This is a genomic window from Alistipes intestinihominis (assembly GCF_040095975.1).
GTDB classification, from domain to species: Bacteria; Bacteroidota; Bacteroidia; order Bacteroidales; family Rikenellaceae; genus Alistipes; species Alistipes senegalensis.
Genome location: NZ_JBBMFL010000013.1, coordinates 91,060 through 113,019 on the forward strand (window position 1 = coordinate 91,060; position 21,960 = coordinate 113,019).

Consider the following 21,960-nt stretch of genomic DNA (forward strand, 5'->3'; position numbering starts at 1 on the left):
AACTTTTGATTTTTAATGCCGCCACGGCGGCAACGACATATATAAGCGCATCGGCTTTTCTTCTTGCCTTCGAAACTTGGACACTTTCGGCGATAGTAAGGAATTAAAGTTGATGCTCGTGCTGTTTTACGGCGCGGGCATTTCTTTCATCTTACTATTAGGTAGTCCAAGACCTCGAAGGCGGATGAACAGATTTTGTCCGCGTTTTTTTATGGTCTTATATGAAGAATAGGTTCAAAAAAATGAAAATGAAAGAAACATTTATTGTCGTTATTCTCGTTACGCAATTATACGTTATTCACACCTAAGCTAAATCATAGATAAATTTGGATAAGTCGAAGATTTTCACTATCTTGCATTATAAAACATAGTGAAATATGCCAAAATTTACCTTGTTATACTTTAATAAACAGTTCCCTGACGACCAAGCATGCCGAAAATTTCTCGAACAAGAGTTATGGAATAATGTACCGACGTGCCCATACTGCGGAAATCAACAAAAGATTTATTCGGTATAAAAACGGCAAACTATTCAAATGTGCCCATTGTCAAAAACAGTTTCAGGTGACAACGGGCACTATTTATGAAGGCTCCAACATACCGTTGCAGAAGTGGCTTTTGACTTTTTACCTATTATCAGCGTCAAAGAAAGGTATTTCCAGTTGCGAATTGGCAAAAATTATTGGTGTAACGCAGTGTACAGCATGGCATTTACTACACAAAATCCGCCTTTCGCACTGCCACGCAGTGGAAAAACAACTGCAAGGCATTGTGGAATGTGATGAAACCTATGTGGGTGGTCGCCACAAAGGGAAACGTGGTCGTGGCGCTGAAAAGTCAGCTGTGTTTGGAGCCGTTGAACGTAAGGGTAACATCACGGTTACACCAGTGGAGAACGCAAAGCGAAAAACACTCGACCCAATCATCCGTAGGAAAGTTACACCGGGTTCCTGCATAATGAGTGATGAATGGCCAGCTTACAATAAATTGCGTGATGATTATACACACAAGGTTGTTAAACACAAGCGAAAGGAATATGTCCGCGGTCAGGTGCATACAAATACCATTGAGGGAGCATGGTCTCATTTGAAACGAACTTTATTAGGTACTTATCATCGACCAAGTAAAAAACATTTGGGTAAGTATTGCGCAGAATTTGAGTTTAACTATAACACACGCGATAATCTACCGGAGACAAAATTCAGGAAAATAGTTCATAGAAATAATATCCGTGTAAAATACGCGGACATCGTTTAATTTAATCTAAAAATATTATGAGAGTTTCTGTGAAACTCGTGGTGTTCCGTCACCCGGAACCTGCGAGATGGGACACCTATGCAAGTTATTGTCCGGCAACGAATAATTTTTGTGCATTCGGGAATAGTGTTTCGGAAGTAGTAGAGAAATTTAAGAAAATACTACTTCGTGATTTACAAAATCGGCTTGCATACCAAAATATGAAAAATTGGGGATGGGAAATTTCGGAAAATTCCGCAATTCCTCCTATCTTTACAGACGAATATATGTTACAAGAAACCGAGCGTATATTCGAAGTAACGATTATTGAACCCTTAATCATATCCGTAGATGTCGAACTTCCAAGAGCCGAAAAAACAATCTGAGTTTGCCACAGACATTTTTATTGATTTTCTAATGCTCAACGATTATGTTGGAAAAATGAAAATAGAAATGATCTTGGACTATACCGAACTTACAAAACCAGACCAACCAGATAAATACGTTCGTATTCCTAACAAGGCAATTCTTACGAGAGAAATGATAAAAATATCGTTAAAAGATACTGATTTATCTATTAATGATTTCGAAGAATACCTAATGCACCTTGAAGTGATGGAGACAATGAAACGAGAATATATTTCCAAATCAAAAATCAAATAAAACGGAGCTACTAAATGTAGCTCCGTTCTCAATCATTTCTTACTGTTTTGCAACATTATTATCAATAAGACAACTGCTATAATCCAACCTACCGGCCCGAAAAACAGTAGTACGATAAATAGCACGAACAAGAATACATTTATACAGCCGTTCATTGCACAACAAATTACTTAGCACTTCTATAAATTGCTATTGCGTATTCATTAATGTTCTCCTTATTTGTAGAGACTTCTAAATAGACGTTACCGTGTTCGGTTTTTTTACGGTAACGCTTTACCTTAAACGCATAAACATCGGAAAGTATATCGGATTCAGTACGCACGTTTACTTCCTTGCCGTCGGAGATATACTTATAGCCGTAATCAATAGCCTTTTGTATAAACTCCACAGCTTTGTCGGCATACAACCTTAGCGTCATTTGTGTTACAACGCCCTCTTTGTTAGCTTCCATACCAACGAAGCAAGTCCCGAAATCATAGAAAAATGTCAATCCTACAATACGCACGGGTTTAACTTCAAATTCTTTTTCTATGGTAGAAATGGTGAAAAAATAGGCTCCTAAGAATTTTGTATAAAATTCAGGAGTAAGCATTGCTTTACGTTTCTCAGCCGCGGTTTGCGGTTCTTTGTCCGCAGTATTGGCATTGTCCTGTTGCGATAACGTACCAGCGCATACAATTTGTACCGGGTTCATCACACTAATTCCACCCAAGAAAAGGGTTGCTAACATTACCGTAATTTTCTTTTTCATTTTTGTGTGTATTTGAGGTTAAACAATGTCTTTCCCAAGCTATTGTTTTTGCACACAAAAATTGCGTGGGCTTCTTATCGGTGAGAGTGGCACGACCAAGCGCCAAAGCCCCAAATAAGTATAAGCCCACGCAAAACGCGAGCGTACCACTTATTGTTCTTCGGGGCTTATGATTAAATTGGTCGTTTTCTCTCACCCAAAAACAATAGCGTTCGCTATTCTAATATGTCACAGCAAATTTACAAAACTAAATTAAAATTCAAAAAATTATGAAAGCATTAGTTGAAAAGAAAACTCAATTTATTGAGGTAAACGAAAAATTCTCGGAATTGGTAACCACAACTTATTTTCTTGGAGTTCCTGTATTCAGAAACTCCAAGAAACTTACCGCTCCTTATGGAACTTCCCTTTCTTTTGATGAAAAAGAAATAAAAAGCTATTATGTCAACAAGATCATTGTCGATGCGCTTCGTTATCGGCCTTAACTTTTGTAATATAGCGTTTTTCGATTTTACAGCTAACAAGTTTCTGATGATAGTCACTAAAATAAGATACTAATATTGTAGAACTATATGGGTCCACTTTTTCTACAATGAATCTTTTGTTTTTATCAAAAGTAAGACAAACAACGTCTTCGGTTCGGATTTCTTCCATAGCTACAATTATTGTTTACACAAATGTAGAAAATTTCCGGGGATTAAAATTACTGTTGGTGTGAATAACGTATAATTGCGATAGAGAGAACTGAACGGTTTAGAGAAGACATAAAAAAAGAGTACTTGTCGGGTACTCCTTTTTTTGAATTCGATGTAATCCGGATTTACCGCCGCATCATGCCGCCCGGCATTTTGGGCATCTTCAGATTGCCGCCGGCGACGGTCTTCATCATCTTGCGCGTGTCCTCGAACTGCTTCATCAGGCGGTTCACGTCGGCCATCGTCGTACCCGAACCCTTGGCGATGCGTTCGCGGCGGCGGGCGTTGATGATCTCGGGATGCTCGCGCTCCGCAGGGGTCATCGACGAGATGATCGCCTCGGTCTGCTTGAACACGTCGTCCGGAATGTCCACGTTTTTGAGCATCTTGCCCACGCCCGGAATCATCGAAGCCAGGTCTTTGAGGTTGCCCATCTTCTTGATCTGCTGAATCTGCGAGATGAAGTCGTTGAAGTCGAACTGGTTCTTGACCAGCTTCTTTTTCAGCTTGCGGGCCTCCTCCTCGTCGAACTGCTCCTGCGCACGCTCCACGAGCGACACAACGTCGCCCATGCCCAGAATACGGTCGGCCATGCGCTCGGGGTGGAACACTTGCAGGGCGTCCATCTTCTCGCCGCTCGAAATGAATTTGAGGGGCTTATCGACCACCGAACGGATCGAGATGGCCGCACCGCCGCGGGTGTCGCCGTCGAGTTTCGTGAGGACCACGCCGTCGAAATCCAGCCGTTCGTTGAACTCCCGGGCGGTGTTCACGGCGTCCTGACCCGTCATGGCGTCCACCACGAAGAGCGTTTCGGACGGTTTCACGGCGGCCTTGATGGCCGTGATCTCCTGCATCATCGCCTCGTCCACGGCCAGTCGTCCCGCCGTATCGACGATCACCACGTTGCAGTTGTGCTGACGGGCGTACCGGATGCCGTTTTCGGCGATCTGCACCGGATTCATGTTGCCCTCCTCGGTGTAGACCTCCACGCCGATCTGTTCGCCCAGCACTTTCAGCTGGTCGATGGCCGCGGGACGGTAAACGTCGCCGGCCACCAGCAGCACCTGACGGCCCTTCTTGCTTTTGAGCATCGCGGCCAGCTTGCCCGAGAAGGTGGTCTTACCCGAACCTTGCAGACCCGCGATCAGGATCACGGCCGGCGTGCCCTCCAGCCGGATGTCCGTGGCCGTGCCGCCCATCAGCTGAGCCAGCTCGTCGCGCACGATCTTGGTCATCATCTGCCCCGGTTTGACGGCTTTGAGCACGTTCTGGCCCAGCGCCTTCTGTTTCACCTCGTCGGTGAAGCTCTTGGCGACCTTATAGTTGACATCGGCGTCGATCAGCGCGCGGCGAATCTCTTTGAGCGTCTCCGCGATGTTGATTTCGGAGATGCGGGCCTCGCCCTTGAGGATTTTGAACGACCGTTCGAGTTTGTCCGTTAAATTTTCAAACATGGTTGTTTATGGCTTGTTTCGGGGAACAAAGGTAATAAAAAACGGGCAAATGCCGCAAATTTGCGTTGTAACTTTCGGCCGGGAGTCACCGCAGCAGCCCGGCTTCGTAATAAATGACGATCTGTTCGATCATCCGGTCCTCGCCGTCCTTGTCGTACTGCGACTTGAGGTCCTGGCCGAAGATTTTCGAGACGCCCTGCCAGAATCCCGCCACGAAGCCGCCCCGGAACTCCTTCAGCACCTCGTAGGCCGTGTATTCCGTTTCGCGGTCGATGAGTTTCAGCAGCACGCGGCCCTGCGTGCGGGTCATGCGTTTCAGCACGGGGGTGTACTCCTCCTTGATCTCGTGGTAAACCTGCTTGATATACTCTTTCTGCGCCTTCTTGGTCGGCAGGCGCGTGAGCTCCGCCTCCATCGTCGCCATCTTGGCCCGGGCGATTTTGGCAATGGGGTAGACCTTCTTCACGGCGTCCACCAGCCGGCGGTAGCGCCGCAGGTCCACCGGACGGCTGAAGACATAGACCGGCAGGATGTGGACCAGCGGGATCGAATCGCCCCTCTCGACCGTCCACTCCTGATGCCAGAAGCCGCGCCCGCCCTGCGCCTGCGCCTCGGGGAGCGCGGCGACGCATAGGACAGCGAGCAGAAACAGCCATTTTTTCATTGTCGGCGGAAAAATCGTACCTTTGCGAAAGATAAACTTTCGCTTGGATAGGCGTCGCCTCGGCATGGCTCAAATAGATTTGGCTCTGCTCCCGGCTTGCACCATCTTTGCGACAAAGGTAATTATTTATCGCAAAAACGAAACCCGTAAAACGATTATTATGCTTGAAAAAGGACTTTCCGCCCGCAGCGCCGCGACCGTGGTCCCGGGCAATACGGCCGCCGCGATGGGGTCGGGCGACCTCGACGTATTCGCCACGCCCGCGATGGTGGCGCTGATGGAGAACGCCGCGATGACGGCCGTGGCTTCCGAGCTGCCCGAAGGCTCGACCACCGTCGGCGCCGAGATGAACGTCACGCACATCAAACCCTCGGGGCTCGGGGCGGAGATCACCGCCACGGCCGTGCTGACCGAGGTCGAGGGCCGCAAGCTGACCTTCAACGTCGGGGCCCGCGACGCCGAGGGGATGATCGGCGAGGGCATCCACATCCGTTACGTCGTGGACCGCGCGAGGTTCATGGCCAAACTCGGCTGACCGTGGATCAGTCCACGCCCCGACCGCTGAAACGTTCGCGGCTGCGCCTTTGGTGCGGCCGCCTTTGGTATACGTTCCTGCGCTATGGAACGTGGTACTTCGGCGGACTTCGCTTCGCCCGGAAAGCCTCGGCTCCGGGGTGTCCCCACCTGCATTTTCGCCACCGCACGCCGCTTCTGCGCAAGCTGAAAGACGTGGACATGCAATACCAGTACAACAAGATCGTCAACCTCCGCCTGGCCGCCGCATGTCTCGACGGCGTGGTTCTGCGTCCCGGCGAAACGTTCAGCTATTGGCGGCTGATCGGGCGTCCGACGCGCCGCAAAGGGTATCTCGACGGCATCGTCCTCTTCTGCGGAACCTTCCGTCCGGGCGTCGGGGGAGGCTTGTGCCAGCTGTCGAACCTGATCTTCTGGATGACGCTCCACACGCCTCTGACCGTCGTGGAACGTTACCGCCACTCCTATGACGTGTTTCCCGACAGCGGCCGCACGCAGCCTTTCGGCAGCGGAGCCACGTGTGTCTATCCCTACCGCGACCTGATGATCCGCAACGACACGCAGACTACTTTCCGGCTCCACGTCACCGTGGGTGAGGAGTGCCTCGAAGGGGAGTGGCGGGCCGACCGGCGTCCTGAGTTCGCCTACCGCGTCGTCGAGCGCGGCCACTGCATGAAGAACGAATGGTGGGGCGGTTACAGTCGCCACAACGAACTTTTCCGCGAGGTTTACGACACCAAGGGCCGCTGTGTGGATGTGCAGTACATTACCCGCAACGACGCATTGATGATGTATTCGCCGTTCCTCTCCGAAACGTCCGGAAAGCCGTGAAACGAAGAAGCGGGGCCGCAGCCCCGCTCTTTTTCGCCTAAAGTCTGACGATCAGGTGTTCGAGCCAGATCACCGCGATGCCCGCCGCATAACCGGCCAGGGCCAGCAGCGAGATGCGTTTGAGATACCATCCGAACGAGATCTTTTCGAGCCCCATCGCCACGACGCCCGCCGCCGAACCGATGATCAGCAGGCTTCCGCCCACGCCGGCGCAGTAGGTCAGCAGGTGCCAGAACAGTCCGTCCTGCACGAAGTTCTGCGCGAAGGCCGGATCGGCGCTCGCGGCCACCGCTGCGGCGTCGGCTACGGGATACATGCCCATGCAGGCGGCCACCAGCGGCACGTTGTCCACCACCGACGAGAGCAGGCCGATGGCCCCTGCGATGGTGAACACCTCGTGTACGCTCTTGTCCAGCCAGTCGGCCATGTCGGTCAGCACGCCTCCGGTTTGCAGGGCTCCTACGGCCATCAGGATGCCGAGGAAGAAGAGGATCGTCGGCATGTCGATGTGTTTCAGCACCTTCGCCACGCGCGGCTGGATCGACTCCTCCATGTTGCGGATACTGCGTTTGCGGTCGTAGATGATCTCGGTCAGTATCCACATGAATCCCAGCGAAACCATCATGCCCATGTAGGGCGGCAGTCCGGTGAGGCTCTTGAAGACCGGCACGAACAGCAGGCTCAGCACGCCCACGACGAGGATGAACTTGCGCAGACGCGGCCCGATACACTCGGGACATCCTGTTGCGAGGGCCTTGGCGCCGACCGGAGCCGCCGGCCTGTCGGCGACGTAGCGGCTGGCGATGGCCGTGGGGATGATCACCGACACCAGGCACGGCAGGAAGAGGGCGGCGATCAGATTTCCGGCCGTGACGTTGCCGCGCATCCACAGCATGATGGTCGTCACGTCGCCGATGGGCGACCAGGCGCCGCCGCTGTTGGCGGCGATGACGATCACGCCGGCGAAAATCCACCGCTCCTTTTTGTTGGCGATCAGCCGCCGCAGCAGCATGACCATGATGATCGTGGTGGTCATGTTGTCCAGCGCGGCCGACATGAAGAAGGTGATGATTGCGAGCAGCCACATCAGCTTGCGCTTGTTGCGCGTGGTGATGTGGTCGGTGATGACGCCGAATCCCTCGTAGCTGTCGATCAGGTCCACGATGGTCATGGCGCCGATCAGGAAGACCAGTATCTCGCAGGTGTCGCCCAGCTGATCGACCAGTTCGTGCTGGATTTCGGGGTCGTTGCCCAGGAGGCTGAAAACGGTCCAGATGGCTCCCGCCATGAGCAGCGCGACGGCCGATTTGTCGATTTTCGTCTTGTGTTCGAGCGCGATGAACAGATAGCCCACCACGAAGAGCAGAATCATTGTCGTTATCATTCTGTGCGCATCATTGAAGTTCCGATAATTGCAAAGTTAATAAAATACCGGAGGCCGGAGTTGCCGGAAGGGGCATTTTTTGTTTTTTGGATTGGAATTTGCGATTTTTTGTATATCTTTGCCGTCGCTTTCGAGCGAATGTTTGAGCTGTGGTGTAATGGTAACACAGCAGATTTTGGTTCTGTCGTTCTGGGTTCGAATCCCGGCAGCTCAACGACCGCAGCGGCAATAGACGCTGCGGCAAAAGCCGCAAGGCTCAATAAAAATGGATGCGGTAATGCGTTTGCGCAGGTTACCGCATCCGTTTTTATCGTATCTCCGAAGGAGTTTCGGCACAGGGTCATTGCGCTGCCGGTCGAAACGGCGCGTGTTGCGTCGAAGGCGTGCGCCGCAACATGAAATCACTGTTCGCGTACCTTGCGGTGCGAGACGAGCGCCGCGATCCACAGCAGGACGACCGAGCCGATGACGGCCGTGGCCAGGCTGCCCAGCGTGCCTACGGGCACCCATCCGAAAAGCGAGAATATCCAGCCTCCCAGTACGCCGCCGATAAGTCCGACGATCAGATTGACGAAGAGTCCCGAGCTGCCTCCCTTGACGATCAGGTTGGCGATCCATCCGGCCGCCAGGCCGAGGAGCAAATACCATAGAAAATACATAGTCGTGCGTTTTAGAACGCACGACCCGCTGCAAAATTCGTTCCCGAACCGTTCACAAAGCCTTTTTCAGCGCTTTTGCCAGCTGATCGGGACACGAGGTGCCCCGGCCCCGGCAGTCGATGCCTTCGAGCCGGGCCACGGCCTCCGCGGCCTTCATTCCCCGCACGAGCGCCGCAATGCCCTGCTGATTGCCGTGACAGCCGCCCGTGAATGCGACGCTGCGGACGATGCCGTCCTCCACTTCGATCTCGATCTGCCGCGAGCAGGTTCCCTCGCAGGCGTGGGTTATTTTCCGTATCATAAGCTATCCGTGTGACGAAAGAAACGAAAAGAGCTGCAAGGCATTGCAGCTCTTCGTGATATGTCGGCGACTCCTATTGGCGCTGGAGGTCCGAATTGTCGGCTACGACCATGTTCTTGTCGATGCGCAGCGTGACGTTGCCGTCAACCTCGATCAGCAGTGTGGTCTCCTTGATCTCCTTTACGACGCCGTAGATACCGCCGGCGGTGATGATCTTGTCACCCTTTTTCAGACCGTTGCGGAACTCCTGCATCTGCTTGCGGCGCTTGGCCTCGGGACGCCACATGAAGAGCCAGAGAACCAGCACCATGAGGCCGATCATAATGATGAAACTGTACTGCTGCATGAAACCCGGCTGGGGTTCTATGGGCGCACCCTGAAGAAAATTGATCATAATTGTTATTCTGTTTTTAAGTGTTTATTTCAGTGAACGGCATAAAGGTACGAATTATTGCCGAATAAACAAGGATTTATTTTATGTCCGCTTCCACTAACAGCCGCAGGGGTTGCTGTGCGCCTGCCAGCGAGATGTCCAAAGTCTTGAGCTGCCAGCCCCATTCGCCGCGCGAATCGAAAGTGAGCGTCACTTGCCGGGCGTTTCCCGGCGCAATGGGCTGGGAATCAAATTCGAGGGACGTGCATCCGCAGCTGCGGCGGTAGGAGGCGACGGCCACCGGACGGCTCGCGTCGTTGGCCAGCCAGATCCGTAGCTGGGCGATCTCGCCCGAGCCGAGGCGTCCGAAACGCACGGTGTCGGTGCCTCCCGCGGTGAGAACCGAATCCGTAAGCGCGATGATTCGGCCTTTGCGTTCGGTCGTCTGAGGCCGTGTGCCGCAGGCTGCCGTCAGGAGGGCCGGGACGAGGATGGCCAACGCGCGGAACATAGCTGAAAGGGGTTATTCGATCAGGCCGCGGCCCGCTTTCTTGATGCTTCCCTCGGCGGTGAGCGACTCGACGATCTTGTCCAGCACGCCGTTGATGAAGGTGCTGCTGCCGGGGGTGGAGTAGTATTTCGAGATCTCGATCCACTCGTCGAGCGTCACCTTCACGGGGATCGACGGGAACGAGGTCAGCTCAGCCATCGCCGTGCCGATGATGAGGTTGTCCATGAAGACGATGCGCTCGACATCCCAGTTCGAGGTGAACTTTTCGATGTAGTCCTGATAGACCGAGTAGTTGACCAGCGACTTTTCGAACAGCGTCTTGACGAACGCCGGGTCCTCGTCGCTCTTGAATTTCGGGGGAACCCGCAGTTCGGTGTGCGACACGCGCAGTCCCGACAGCGTGCGCAGGATCATCATGATGATATAGGGGAGGTCGTCGCTCCACAGGATCGACATCTCTTCCAGCACGTCGTCCAGCGCCTCGCAGCTCTGGAGCTCCTTGAAGAAATCCTCCAGCAGTTTTTTGTCTTCGTCGAACGGGCGCTCTTCGCGCTGCATGTAATCCTTGTAATAGTCGCTCTCGGTGAGCTGCGTGTAGAGCGTGCGGATCAGCTCGGGGTATTTCGCCCATCCCAGCTTGCGGGCGGCGATATGGTCGTTCACCGCGTCGCTGTTGGCGATGGTGCGGATCACGGCGTTGTCCACGAATTTGGTGTTGGGGTTGAGGTCCTCGAATGTCGGCAGTTTCTTCTGCTTGGCCAGTTCCTGACGCTGTTCGGCATAGCGCGCGATCTCCACGGGAAGGGTCAGTATCTGGAAATAGAGGTCGTAGGCTTTGTCCACGGATGCCATGAGCGTCTTTTCCGACGCGATCATGTTGTCGGCGCCCGACTTGAGGTGGGCGAACAGCGCCTTGACGACCTTTATACGAAGTAATCTTCTGCTCAACATATCTTTTAGAACGATTGGAACGGTTTCAACGGCCGCAAAGATAGGAATTTTTTTCCGGAATGAAAGAAATAAATCCCTATCTTTGCACCCGTATGGAACAAATGGAAGAAAGACAGCCGTATGACGTTATCGTCGTCGGGGCGGGCGCCGCGGGCATGATGGCCGCAGGCACCGCGGCGCGCAACGGGCGCCGTGTGCTGCTGATCGAAAAGATGGAGAAGTCGGGCCGCAAGGTCCGCATCACCGGCAAAGGCCGCTGCAACGTCACCAACGCCCGGCCTGCCGAGGAGTTTGCGGAGCAGGTGCGCACCAACGCCGGCTTTTTCGCGCAGGCGTTCGCCGAGTTCAACAACCGTGCGACGATCCGGTTTTTCGAACGCGCGGGCGTGAAGCTCGAAATCGAGCGCGGCGAGCGGGTTTTCCCCAAGAGCGGCAAGGCGTGGGACATCGCCAACGCCCTGCTGGAATACTGCTTCGAAAACGGCGTCAAGATCATCTACGACACGCGCGTCACGGAGATCATGACCCTCGGAAACCGGGTCTTCGGCGTGAAATATATCAACAAGCGGGGTTTCGAACGCAAGGAGGAGTGCGCGCAGGTGATCCTCGCCACGGGCGGCGTGTCGTATCCCGCGACCGGATCGACGGGCGACGGCTATGCCTTCGCCGCCGACCTGGGCCATACGATCGAGCCGCTGCGCCCGTCGCTGACGCCGCTCGTTTCGTCGCACGCCCAGATCCGTTACCTCGACAAGGTGTTGTTGCGCAACGTGCGCGCCACCTTATATATAGACAATGAACCCGTGCGCGAGGAGTTCGGCGAGATCGGCTTTTCCGACCGCGGCATCGAGGGCGCCGTGGCGCTGCGCATGAGCCGCGATGCGGTGGACGCCCTGATCGACGGCCGGCGGGTGAAGCTGACGCTCGACCTGAAACCCGCGCTTACGGAGGAGGTTTTGCGCGACCGCATCGCCCGCGAGCTGGCCGAGCTGGAACCGACGGAGTTCTTCGGCGAACTGCTGCGCAAGCTGGTCCCCAAACCGCTGGTGATGCCGCTGGCGCAGGAGATGGACATCCATTCGAAATGCTATGTCGGCAAACTCACCGAAGAGCAGATCACGCGCCTCGTGCGGACGCTCAAGGGGCTGACCTTCCCGATCACGGATTATGCGCCGTTCGAATACGCCGTCACGACGGCCGGCGGCGTGCGGTGCGACGAGGTGAATCCCTATACGATGGAGTCGCTGAAGGTCAGGGGGCTCTATTTCGCCGGCGAGGTGCTCGACCTCGATGCCAACACGGGCGGTTACAACCTCCAGATCGCCTTTTCGACGGGGCGTCTGGCCGGTATGCTCAAGAAATAGGTACCATGAGGCTCGGCCGCTATCCTCTTTCGCTCCGGCTCTCCGGACGGGTCGCAGAGCTGCGCAATCGGCTCTCCCGCGCCCGTTATTTCCGCGGGCACGGGGTGCATTCGCCGTTCGTCTACGACATCGTGCGCGAGGTGTTCATGCACGACGGGCTGCTTCCGGGCGACCGGATGGTTTACGACTCCCTGACGGCTGCGGGCGTATCTCGGCGTCGTGCCGGACAGCTGCAAAACCTGGCGATTCACTGCGGTTACAAGACCTTTGGCCTGAATCGTGCGGATGCGGAGTTGTGCGTGGTGACGCGCGACAGGTCGCGGGCCGAGACGCTGGCGCTGGTGCGCGAGGCGGGCGAAGCGGGACACACCGTGGCCGTGATGTCGCCCTACGACGGTCGCGTGCGGCAGGCTTTGTGCGCCCAGATCGTTGCGCAGCACCGTTCGACGACGGTCGATAACCGCGGCTACCTGCTGATTTTCAACAACCATTTGCCAAAACAACACTTTCGGATATGAAGGTATACACCAAGACAGGCGACAAAGGGACCACTTCGCTGATCGGCGGCGAGCGGGTCTTCAAGACCGACGAGCGGGTCGAGGCTTACGGCTCAGTGGACGAACTGGCGGCCTTCACGGCCCTGCTGGCCGACAACCTGCGTGCGGACGACGCGCTGGCGGCTTGCGTCGATGATTTGAACCGCATTCTTTCGCGGCTGATGACCGTCGAAGCCCTGCTGGCGACGGGCGAGTCGGGGCGCGGCAAGGTGGCTCCGCTGGACCCTGCGGTCGTCACGTGGCTCGAAGGGCGCATCGACGCCATGCAGGAGGCGTTGCAGCCCATCGACAAATTCACGATCCCCGGCGGGCATACTGCCGTGTCGCTGTGCCATGTCTGCCGCACCGTCTGCCGGCGTTCGGAACGCGCGGCGCTCCGGGCCGATGCGATATACGGCGTCGAACCGTCGGTGCTGGTCTGGCTGAACCGTCTTTCGGACTATTTCTACCTGCTCGGACGCACGCTGACGGCTCATTATGAGGTGAAGGAGGTTTTGTGGATTCCTTAAATCGTTGATTTGCAAAAGTATGCGTGTGCAGTAACGATGTTTTGTCGTTTTTTCTTTGTTTTTCTCGATTTTTTTATACTTTTGCAAATCAGTCATACTGGGTCGAGAGCCCTGTCGGGCTTTTAACCGGTTGATATTTGGGAACTTAAAAACTTTGTGACTATGTATTGGACACTTGAACTGGCTTCTAAGCTCGAAGACGCCCCCTGGCCTGCCACCAAAGAGGAGTTGATCGACTACGCGGTGCGTTCGGGAGCGCCGCTCGAGGTGCTCGAGAACTTGCAGGAGATAGAAGACGAAGGCGAGATCTACGAATCCATCGAAGACATCTGGCCCGACTATCCTTCGAAAGACGACTTTTTCTTCAACGAGGAGGAATATTGACGCCCTTCGGACTAGTTAAATAATTAAATATCAACGCGATGAACAAAGGTAATTTGTTTGTCGCGTTGGTGTTTTATGGTGCTTTATAGTGCGGTTTGTTTGTCTAAATTGCGGTTTTTCTTCTTAAAAAACCGGTTTTGTTTGTCTAAAATACATTACCTTTGTTTCTCCTCAGGAATATATGAGTATGTGATTGGGTTAAGCGCACGGCTGAATATATTCATTCTTCTATGAGTTAAGAGTAATAGGTATGTTGTTCTAAAATACAGAAAAGTTTTATGGGAAGACCGAAAAGACTATATCCATTAGGCAAATACCGCCTTCGCACGCCGAAAGTGGTTGACAAGGAAAAAGCCTATCCTGTCGAGTTGGAATACACTTGGAACAGGCAGGTAATCCGTAAGACAACGAATGTCTTTGTCAAGGTTGCGGACTGGAACCAGAACGGCAATCAGGGACGGGGTGAAATACGTGCAAGTCATGGCGGTGAATCCAAACGACTTAACCAGTTATTACTGGCACGTGTTGAACGTATAGATTCGCTACTTGCCGAGTATAACGAAAAGCATCCTAATCAGATAACCGTTGATGTCGTATCCGGCTTTCTTGCGGACAAACCGCTTGCACGTCGTGACCAAGGAAAGGACTTCGTGGAGTTTACATTGGAACGTCTTTCTTCAGACTATGCAAGAAACAGAATCGGAAGGAGCCGGTATGAAAACGGAAAGAGCTGCATGAATATATTCCAGACATTCCTGAGGGCTACCCGACAGGGAACCTATCGTTCTGACAGCATTTATGTAGGCGATATGACTCCGGAGTTGTTAGACAGTTATATATCGTGGCGCAGGGAAATCAAGCAGAACAGTGATGCCACTATCAATCACTCTCTGACTCCGATATTAAAAGCATGTGCATACGCCTGTGAAATGGGCATGATGAAACCTGCCGTCAATGCAAGGATTCAGGATATGCGCATTGTGACTAAGGTATCGCTTTCTGAAGAAGAAGCAGAGTTTGACGGCAAAAGTCTAAGTAAGGAACAGATGGTGGCATTGCTTGAATATTACAAGACCTGTACAGAACCGCGCAGGAAAGAATTTCTGGAGATGTTCTTCTTTGCGTTCCATGCCTGTGGGCTCCGTGTAGTGGATGTGATGACCCTGCAATGGAAACATATTGACTTCGCAAGGAGAGAGTTACGGAAGATTATGATAAAGACAAACAAACGGCATGTCATACCGCTCACTGACCCGGCATTACATATATTACAGCAATGGCGGGAAAAACGTGAGGGATGCCGATATGTGTTCAATCTTGTAAAAGAGACTTTGGATCTGGATGATGCGGAGGCACTGTACAAGGCCCGCAACAATGCCACGAAATGCATCAACCAGTCACTGGCCGTTGTCGGTGAACAGATCGGCCTTCCGTTCAGTCTCTCGATGCACGCAGCCCGTCACTCGTTTGCGGTTTTTGTGCTGAACAAGGGATTATCCATGTCGGTAGTCAGCCGTCTGCTCGGACATAGCAGCACGGATATTACAGAGAAGGTTTATGCCCGTTTCCTGCCGGAAACACTATCGGCAGAGGTGGCAAAACTAAGCGGAGAATTAATCAACTTGATTATATAATCACTGTGAAAAGATAAAGAAACATGATATCATTGCCATTTCGAGTTGCATGTATCCTGATAGCAGGATTCCTTATTGTACTGGCTGTAACCTATATATACAAGTTAAACAGCCGTAAGGTATTCTGGGGAGTAGGACTCACTACCATTATCGGTATCCTCATCCTTCTTGGCTTAGGGGTGCTTCGTCCATCTTGGGGAACAGAAACCGGCACGGCTGTCATTGTGGGAATCAGTACCGCTATCGGATGTGCAATAACGCTGATATATGCAGCAGAGGACTTGCATCAAAAGAAGCGAATTAAGGGAAAGAAAATCGCAGAAACTGAATCTATGCAAGAAGATAGGGTTTCAGACCACCATAAAGTGACTTTACCGTCTCGGCTTGATACTGAATTGGCAAGAAAGATCTTTGATAAAGCCATTGAAGAAGGATATATCATTATCGACGATGACCATTATGAGTGGACTTTGAACAAAGTTCTTCTTGCATATATGTGCGGACGTATCTATTGCGAAGATTATCCTGAGAAAACAATATATGATGAGAAGACATATTGGATGCCTGGCAGGGTGGAATTATTTCCGGGTACTGAATTAGATAAGTTATTTAACATGAAAGATCTGACTCAATCAAGGCATACTCGAAAAAACAAAGCTGCGCCCACAGGATCCGAAAAAATTGACAAGTTATTTGAGTAGCCAATGTGCTACTCTTTTTTTTTGTTTGACAAGCAGCAGGTTATAAATTCATCACTTCCGTGTTATATACAACTCTAACACGACCTCTAACATATTATCTAATTTATTCTAACACCAAGATTCCTAAGGAGTTTGAACCTTTGCACCGTGCTTTTGGTACGATGTGCACAGTCGTATCATAGCACGTAAACCCGGCTTACAGTCCGAGTGTGCATAAGGAAGGTTAAGCCATAATACGACGATATACTATGGCTCAAAAATTAAATGGAGAAAAGAAACTATGCGACAGGGAACTGCTTGAAAAGATCCTCAGCATAGTAGAGAGACAGGAGAAACTGCCGCCTCCGGCTCACCAAGGCGAACACCGTCTATATGACAACAAGTCTTTGATGGAGAAGTTGAACATCAAAGATAAGTATCTTAAAAAGTTGCGAGACAACGGTTATCTCGGCTACTCGCGTGAAGGTGATAAATACTGGTATACGCAGGAAGACGTGGACCGCTTTCTGCGCCGTTTCCATTATGAAGCTTTCGCTATTGGTGATGAGCTCCCGCAACAAGAAGGAGGTGGCTATGTTTGACACCATTCATTTGACCAATATGCTTCGTTCGGAAGTAGAAGGCATTCCGGAAACAGGTCTTCCGTTGGATGCCTTTCCGGACAAGATACAGGAGATTATCCTCAATCTTGCCAGATACGAAAATTTCAATGTGGAATATACTGCGTCTATTATTCTTTCCGCTGTTGCTACTGCAATAGGCAACTCTTGTCATATCCGTATAAAGGGCGAGTGGAAAACTTGCCCATCCCTTTATATGATGTTGGTCGGTCGTCCCGGGCTTGGTAAGACTCCTCCCCTCGGTTTTATATATAAGCCTATTAATGAGTATGATGACCGGCTGCATGAGAAATATAACGAGGAATATGACGAATATGAAAGAGCCATGTCAGCAGGCAAGCACGGAAGTGACGGGGAAGAACAGTTGCTTAAGAAACCGCATTTTGTAACGACTGTCATTTATGATTCTACTCCAGAGGCAATGATGAATATTCATCAGCATAATCAGCGTGGGATAACATTGGTAGTCGATGAAATTCTGGCTTTGTTCAATTCCGTCAAAAGGTACAACAGCAAGAACAATCTCATTGAAGATCTGCTGACAGCCTATAGCTGACAGCCGTTAAAGATTATCCGCAAATCAGAATCACGTCCTGTTCTAATCAAGAATCCATGTATAAATGTCATCGGTTCAGTACAGACGAATATGCTGCAGGAAGTCTTCCGTGCAGAGTTCCTTGCCAACGGATTGCTTGACCGTTTTCTGTTTGTCTACCCCAAAAACAGGAAGATATCCGGATGGAGACGGGAAGAACGGAATACAGTCCGTCCTGACATCATGAATCAATGGAGGACAATAATCAACAGAATTTTCAGTATCCCTTGTATTCTTGATGACAAGGGTACAACGGTCAATCCCCGTATCCTTACAATGTCTGATGATGCGGAAGAATACTTTTATGAATGGTACAATGAAATTATCGATGCTGTAAATGCCATTGAGGATGATGCGGATGTTGAAAGCCGCAAGATGAAACTCAATGGGCATGTAGCTCGTCTTGCCCTGTTGTTTCAGGTAATGAAATGGGCTACTGATAGTGGAGATATGCAATATGTTGAGCGGGACTCCGTAGAATCGGCAATCCGTATGATTGATTATTACGAGGAAACATACCGGAGGATTCAGGAAACCATTGTCATAAACAGTATCGGCGAAACTAAGGAAGCGTGGCTTTCTCTGTTGGAAGATCGGTTCACTTCCGGAGATGCTGTTATTGCCGGTAGAAAAGTTGATATGTCCCGACGTACCGTCTATTATGCGCTTGATCAATTATGCCGGCTTAAGCACCCTCTTATAGAAAAGCTTCAGCATGGGGTCTATCGCAAACTTATGACAGAAAATACTGATGCACCTTGCACTATTGCACTTTCATCTTGTCAAGATACCGTGCAATCTTCTCAAAGTGCAAAAGTGCAGAGTGCAACCACACTAAAATCAGAGGGCCATGAGTGAATACAGATTCCATTTACAGAAATACCGTCCTGGAAGCAAGACTACTTGTCCGAACTGTGGTAAAAGCCGGTGTTTTGTCAGGTATATTGATGAACAAGGCAGCATTAGCTTTCCCGGTAATGTCGGCAAGTGTGATCACGAGAACAGTTGTGGCTATCATTACACACCTAAGGAATACTTCAAGGATAATCCTGATGTGTTGGAAATGAATAAAGAATCTAACAAGTCACTCCTTTCTGCTCATTATAAGACGGTAGATAAAACATCCGTATGTATTGCCCCTTCGTATATTCCTTTATCTTCTCTGTTAAGAAGCCAGTCGCATTATTCTATTAACCCTTTGTATCAATATTTCTGCCATGTATTTGGTGAAGATGAGGCAACCAGATTGTTTGAGATGTATTGCATCGGGACGTCTTCAAAGTGGGGAGGCGCAGCGGTTTTCTGGCAGATAGATATAAATGGACAGGTAAGGACTGGTAAGGTAATGTGCTATAATGCGGAGACAGGACACCGGGTTAAAGAACCTCAGGCTTTTGTCAGTTGGGCGCACTCTGAATTAAAATTGCAGGATTTCCATTTGAAGCAGTGCCTGTATGGGGAACATCTTCTGAAAAATTCATCATCTCCGGTAATGCTGGTGGAAAGCGAAAAGGCCGCCGTTGTAATGAGCCATTTTATCCCCGATTATATATGGCTGGCAACAGGTGGAAAGAACGGTTGTTTCAATAGTGAAGCTATGCAGGTTCTCAAAGGCAGGGAGGTTACTCTCATCCCTGATTTAGGAGTAACCGAACAATGGAAAGAAAAGTCTGCTTTGTTGTCTGGAATATGCAAACGGGTTGTTGTGTCCAATGTTTTGGAATGTACATCCGATGAAGAGCAACGCAGTCAAGGATTGGACATTGCAGACTTCTTTCTGTATTCACCATCAAAGAGGCAGATACTCCACCAGATGATACAACGTAATCCTGCATTGCAGTTACTCATTGATGAACTGGATCTGGAACTTATTGAATAGTAAAGGGACTTGTTCCGTGGATTTATAGAAAGTCCATAACGCAATAAGGACTTTTTGCCTGGTGGCAATAAAATCCGGTCATTGTCCCGTAGAGCGGACTGGCAAAAGAGCAAGCTCAAATATTAATCATTTATCAAAAGAATACCCAATATGAACACAGATATTAAACAGGCCATGCATGTTGAAGCCGGAAAGTCGTTCGGCACAGCAGAGGCGAATGAGAACGAACGACGTTGGAATGACGACAAGATTGACAGAAAGAATCAGGATCTGACTAATCACTATGACAAGACCAGAATGAAGTTGAATTTCGAGATTGGGCCCGATGGGAAAGTTCATCCGTTAGGCTATCAAGAGAAATCGCTTGAAGTCCGTTTACAGGAACGACTGGCCGAGTTGGGTTGGAAGCCTTTCAAGCCGGACAGTAAGATTCAACCGAATTGTTTTGCGAAATTTATCTTCGGAGGCAATCATGACCGTACACTTGAGATGGCATTTGGAACCCAAACCGTAAATCTGGACAAGGGTGCAGATAACAGCCATCTCCAACGATGTCCGGAAATTGAACAATGGGCAAAAGATATCTATGACTGGTGCGCCAGGCGATACGGACAGGAAAATATAATCGGCTTCCAGGTTCACCTCGATGAGAGCAGCCCGCATATCCATGCCTTGATCGTTCCTGTCGGACAACGTTCCAAAAGTGGACGTGAATGTGTCATGTGGTCGGCTAAGTTCGGTAAGAGCCGTTATGAGTATGGCCATATTCTTCGGGAAATGCATACCTCACTTTATGAAGAGGTAGGTAGCAAGTACGGACTGGAACGTGGTGATAGTATTGAGGGGCGCAATGTTCAGCATTTGCACAAGCGAGACTATATCCGCAAATTGGCTAAAGAGGCAAAACAGGCGGAGAAAGCAGTCAAGGGACTTCAGACAATGATACGAAAACTTGAACGGGAAATGCTTGCAGGGAGGAACCGGCTTAAAGAAATCGATGAAGCTCTCGCCTCCGGCAAGATAACTCTTGACAGGTATGAAGCGCAGAAGACGGGCATACAGAAACTCATTGTCGAGTATCAGGAAAAACTTGAAGACAAATCCAATAAACTCCATGCAAAGGAGCAGGAACTGGAACAGATAACAAAGGATGCGGCGAAGGCCAGTTCTGTTATACAGCCATTTCGTAACCACAAGGTTGATTTCACGCCACCGCAAATTACAGAGAAAGTACCCCTGTTCGGCACGGACAAATGGGTGGAACGTCAGAATAGACTTATCGCCAAGCAGTTCACCGAGGTTATCTGCAAGATAGAATCTCTATACAGAAATGATGCAGCCCGACAGGTCGAAGCCACCCAACGCAATGTCCTGGCGGATTACAGAGAATTATACCAACTACGAAAAGATGTCAAAACGCTTATCGAAAATAATTATGACCTGAAATCTACATTGGAAACAATGCTTGACCAGTTTGCAAACCCTTCTCTCCGCTTAAAGATATTTGCCATCGCCGATGCTTTTGCCGGAGGAATGCCCGCTGCAATCTCTTCCGGTAGCGGAGGTGGCGGCAATTCCGACTCCGACCTTCGTTGGGATGATCGCAGGCCGGATGAAGAGGAAGAGGCGTATAGGAGGAGGTGTCTGCTATACGCTTCAAGGCTTGCTACAACAAAAAGAAATGGACAAAGAAAGAGATAGCAAAAATGAAGCAGAGTACTGTCTTCGCTAAAAGACAATACTCTGGTTCGTTGTCCTACCAAGTTATAATCTTATCAACAATTTCTTGTTGCTCTGCACTACTGCGACGCAAATATATACGGGTAGTTTCTATACTTTCATGTCCCATTAAATCAGCAAGTAAAGATAGGTCATTAAATTTTTCTAGAAAATTCTTTGCGAAACGGTGGCGAAACGAGTGAGGGTAAACGACCTTTTTATTTAGTCCGTACTTCACAGCATAGTTCTTCAACTGCTGGGCAATACCTCTTGTAGTGATACGCTCTCCGAAACGATTGAGGAAAAGATAACCACTTGTACGATTGGTCTTGATTAACCATTCGACTGTTTCTTTGCGTAATGTCTTTGGAATGTAAATTCGGCGTATTTTGCCGCCTTTGGTGTAAATATCGTAGTACCCAATCTGAACATGTTCTACCTTTATTTGTATCAATTCACTGATTCTTGCACCTGTCGCAGCGAGGAAACGTATTACAAAATACCATGCCAGATTATCTTCCTTTCTAAGTTTATTCTTCAGGAATATATAATCAGCGTTACTAATCACATTTTCCAAATATGAACGCTGTTGCACCTTGACTGATTTTAATCGCAAACGAGGCTTTTTAATACAATCAAGATACTTATTCATGGCCTGTATGCGTAAATTTACAGTCTTCGGCTTGAAGGTCTCGATTAGATAAGTTTTGTATATAAGCAAATTGCGCTTATTCAATTCTCTATGCCTAGAATAATACTCTTTAATGGCATAAAGATAAGCATTGATGGTATTTTCCGCCATATTTTCCTGACGCAAATACAATTCAAAATCTTCGTTGTTCATATTCTTTACATTATTAGTTAAACAAATTGTTATCACTAATAATGTAGAGAGTGGTTAGTGTTTTGAGTTCCTATTATGAGAAGTTTCTCGCCACAGGGGAGGAGAAGTGCATTGACGAGGAGATTCCGTTTGCAATTCCAAGTA

At 50.0% G+C, this 21,960-nt stretch carries 24 protein-coding genes, 1 tRNA gene and 2 pseudogenes; 17 read left to right on the forward strand and 10 right to left on the reverse strand.

Features of this window, described 5'->3' with window-relative positions; translation table 11 throughout:
* The first annotated feature begins 377 nt into the window (after positions 1 to 377).
* The 3 genes and pseudogenes from WMO46_RS11190 to WMO46_RS11200 all read left to right on the forward strand — a co-directional run bounded on the left by WMO46_RS11190 (position 378) and on the right by WMO46_RS11200 (position 1,899).
* Positions 378 to 1,257: pseudogene (locus tag WMO46_RS11190) on the forward strand (IS1595 family transposase).
* 29 nt (positions 1,258 to 1,286) lie between these two features.
* A complete protein-coding gene (locus WMO46_RS11195; protein ID WP_242493073.1) occupies positions 1,287 to 1,622 on the forward strand; it encodes a hypothetical protein in 336 nt (111 codons plus the stop codon).
* On the forward strand, positions 1,588 to 1,899 hold the full coding sequence (locus WMO46_RS11200) for a hypothetical protein (protein ID WP_129650173.1): 312 nt from the start codon (positions 1,588 to 1,590) through the stop codon (positions 1,897 to 1,899). Before WMO46_RS11195 ends, WMO46_RS11200 begins: the two co-directional genes overlap by 35 nt.
* Before the next feature lie 166 nt (positions 1,900 to 2,065).
* Here the strand turns inward: WMO46_RS11200 and WMO46_RS11205 are convergent, their stop codons facing one another.
* Complete coding sequence (locus WMO46_RS11205; protein ID WP_349094387.1) at positions 2,066 to 2,650, reverse strand: hypothetical protein; 585 nt, start codon at positions 2,648 to 2,650, stop codon at positions 2,066 to 2,068.
* Between the two features lie 269 nt (positions 2,651 to 2,919).
* Here WMO46_RS11205 and WMO46_RS11210 point away from each other — a divergent pair, with 269 nt between their 5' ends.
* Entirely contained in the window at positions 2,920 to 3,135 is a 216-nt protein-coding gene (locus WMO46_RS11210) for a hypothetical protein (protein ID WP_129650169.1), read from the forward strand.
* A gap of 335 nt (positions 3,136 to 3,470) precedes the next feature.
* Here WMO46_RS11210 and ffh read toward each other — a convergent pair whose 3' ends face one another.
* Together ffh and WMO46_RS11220 are read right to left on the reverse strand one after the other, a co-directional pair.
* Positions 3,471 to 4,802 carry a signal recognition particle protein gene (ffh, locus tag WMO46_RS11215; RefSeq protein ID WP_349094388.1) on the reverse strand — a complete coding sequence of 444 codons (1,332 nt, stop codon included), beginning with the start codon at positions 4,800 to 4,802 and terminating at the stop codon, positions 3,471 to 3,473.
* A gap of 85 nt (positions 4,803 to 4,887) precedes the next feature.
* On the reverse strand, positions 4,888 to 5,466 hold the full coding sequence (locus WMO46_RS11220) for a DUF4294 domain-containing protein (protein ID WP_019150030.1): 579 nt from the start codon (positions 5,464 to 5,466) through the stop codon (positions 4,888 to 4,890).
* Positions 5,467 to 5,626: 160 nt separating this feature from the next.
* On the opposite strand from WMO46_RS11220, the gene WMO46_RS11225 reads away from it, so the two are divergent.
* Together WMO46_RS11225 and WMO46_RS11230 are read left to right on the forward strand one after the other, a co-directional pair.
* A complete protein-coding gene (locus WMO46_RS11225; protein ID WP_349094389.1) occupies positions 5,627 to 6,001 on the forward strand; it encodes a thioesterase family protein in 375 nt (124 codons plus the stop codon).
* A 2-nt stretch (positions 6,002 to 6,003) separates the two neighbouring features.
* The gene (locus tag WMO46_RS11230; RefSeq protein ID WP_349094390.1) at positions 6,004 to 6,831 is read left to right on the forward strand and encodes a VanW family protein; all 828 of its coding nucleotides are present in this window, start codon (positions 6,004 to 6,006) and stop codon (positions 6,829 to 6,831) included.
* A gap of 37 nt (positions 6,832 to 6,868) precedes the next feature.
* On the opposite strand, the gene nhaD is transcribed toward WMO46_RS11230, so the two are convergent.
* Positions 6,869 to 8,215, reverse strand: a complete 1,347-nt coding sequence (gene nhaD / locus WMO46_RS11235) for a sodium:proton antiporter NhaD (RefSeq protein WP_349094391.1) — start codon at positions 8,213 to 8,215, stop codon at positions 6,869 to 6,871.
* 143 nt (positions 8,216 to 8,358) lie between these two features.
* On the opposite strand from nhaD, the gene WMO46_RS11240 reads away from it, so the two are divergent.
* A tRNA-Gln gene (locus WMO46_RS11240) sits at positions 8,359 to 8,429 on the forward strand.
* Positions 8,430 to 8,616: 187 nt separating this feature from the next.
* Here WMO46_RS11240 and WMO46_RS11245 read toward each other — a convergent pair.
* From WMO46_RS11245 to WMO46_RS11265, 5 genes are all read right to left on the reverse strand, one after another.
* Positions 8,617 to 8,874 carry a GlsB/YeaQ/YmgE family stress response membrane protein gene (locus WMO46_RS11245; protein ID WP_019150034.1) on the reverse strand — a complete coding sequence of 86 codons (258 nt, stop codon included), beginning with the start codon at positions 8,872 to 8,874 and terminating at the stop codon, positions 8,617 to 8,619.
* A 52-nt stretch (positions 8,875 to 8,926) separates the two neighbouring features.
* Entirely contained in the window at positions 8,927 to 9,175 is a 249-nt protein-coding gene (locus WMO46_RS11250) for a TIGR03905 family TSCPD domain-containing protein (RefSeq protein WP_019150035.1), read from the reverse strand.
* 73 nt (positions 9,176 to 9,248) lie between these two features.
* Positions 9,249 to 9,569 (reverse strand): preprotein translocase subunit YajC, encoded by a 321-nt coding sequence (gene yajC, locus WMO46_RS11255; RefSeq protein ID WP_044118595.1) that lies wholly within the window; start codon positions 9,567 to 9,569, stop codon positions 9,249 to 9,251.
* 76 nt (positions 9,570 to 9,645) lie between these two features.
* The gene (locus WMO46_RS11260; RefSeq protein ID WP_129650161.1) at positions 9,646 to 10,059 is read right to left on the reverse strand and encodes a DUF1573 domain-containing protein; all 414 of its coding nucleotides are present in this window, start codon (positions 10,057 to 10,059) and stop codon (positions 9,646 to 9,648) included.
* Positions 10,060 to 10,071: 12 nt separating this feature from the next.
* Entirely contained in the window at positions 10,072 to 11,010 is a 939-nt protein-coding gene (locus tag WMO46_RS11265) for a transcription antitermination protein NusB (protein WP_129650159.1), read from the reverse strand.
* A gap of 92 nt (positions 11,011 to 11,102) precedes the next feature.
* Between WMO46_RS11265 and WMO46_RS11270 the strand changes: the two genes are divergently transcribed.
* The 10 genes and pseudogenes from WMO46_RS11270 (at position 11,103) to mobV (ending at position 20,954) form a co-directional block, all read left to right on the forward strand.
* Entirely contained in the window at positions 11,103 to 12,374 is a 1,272-nt protein-coding gene (locus WMO46_RS11270) for a BaiN/RdsA family NAD(P)/FAD-dependent oxidoreductase (protein ID WP_129650157.1), read from the forward strand.
* 5 nt (positions 12,375 to 12,379) lie between these two features.
* Positions 12,380 to 12,892, forward strand: a complete 513-nt coding sequence (locus WMO46_RS11275) for a hypothetical protein (protein WP_129650155.1) — start codon at positions 12,380 to 12,382, stop codon at positions 12,890 to 12,892.
* On the forward strand, positions 12,889 to 13,440 hold the full coding sequence (locus WMO46_RS11280; protein ID WP_129650153.1) for a cob(I)yrinic acid a,c-diamide adenosyltransferase: 552 nt from the start codon (positions 12,889 to 12,891) through the stop codon (positions 13,438 to 13,440). Before WMO46_RS11275 ends, WMO46_RS11280 begins: the two co-directional genes overlap by 4 nt.
* A 162-nt stretch (positions 13,441 to 13,602) precedes the next feature.
* A complete protein-coding gene (locus WMO46_RS11285) occupies positions 13,603 to 13,824 on the forward strand; it encodes a DUF2795 domain-containing protein (protein ID WP_019150042.1) in 222 nt (73 codons plus the stop codon).
* A gap of 278 nt (positions 13,825 to 14,102) precedes the next feature.
* Positions 14,103 to 15,458, forward strand: a complete 1,356-nt coding sequence (locus WMO46_RS11290) for a tyrosine-type recombinase/integrase (protein ID WP_349094392.1) — start codon at positions 14,103 to 14,105, stop codon at positions 15,456 to 15,458.
* A 23-nt stretch (positions 15,459 to 15,481) separates the two neighbouring features.
* Positions 15,482 to 16,159, forward strand: coding sequence for a hypothetical protein (locus WMO46_RS11295; protein ID WP_349094393.1), 678 nt, complete (start codon positions 15,482 to 15,484; stop codon positions 16,157 to 16,159).
* 248 nt (positions 16,160 to 16,407) lie between these two features.
* Positions 16,408 to 16,740, forward strand: a complete 333-nt coding sequence (locus WMO46_RS11300) for a MerR family transcriptional regulator (RefSeq protein ID WP_009317663.1) — start codon at positions 16,408 to 16,410, stop codon at positions 16,738 to 16,740.
* A pseudogene (locus WMO46_RS11305) lies at positions 16,733 to 18,232 on the forward strand (DUF3987 domain-containing protein). Before WMO46_RS11300 ends, WMO46_RS11305 begins: the two are co-directional and overlap by 8 nt.
* The gene (locus WMO46_RS11310) at positions 18,225 to 19,253 is read left to right on the forward strand and encodes a DUF6371 domain-containing protein (protein ID WP_349094394.1); all 1,029 of its coding nucleotides are present in this window, start codon (positions 18,225 to 18,227) and stop codon (positions 19,251 to 19,253) included. The pseudogene WMO46_RS11305 and the gene WMO46_RS11310 overlap by 8 nt, the downstream one beginning before the upstream one ends.
* A 150-nt stretch (positions 19,254 to 19,403) precedes the next feature.
* Positions 19,404 to 20,954, forward strand: coding sequence for a MobV family relaxase (gene mobV / locus WMO46_RS11315; protein ID WP_349094395.1), 1,551 nt, complete (start codon positions 19,404 to 19,406; stop codon positions 20,952 to 20,954).
* A 55-nt stretch (positions 20,955 to 21,009) separates the two neighbouring features.
* Here the strand turns inward: mobV and WMO46_RS11320 are convergent, their stop codons facing one another.
* Positions 21,010 to 21,816, reverse strand: coding sequence for a tyrosine-type recombinase/integrase (locus WMO46_RS11320; protein ID WP_349094396.1), 807 nt, complete (start codon positions 21,814 to 21,816; stop codon positions 21,010 to 21,012).
* Between the last annotated feature and the right edge of the window lie 144 nt (positions 21,817 to 21,960).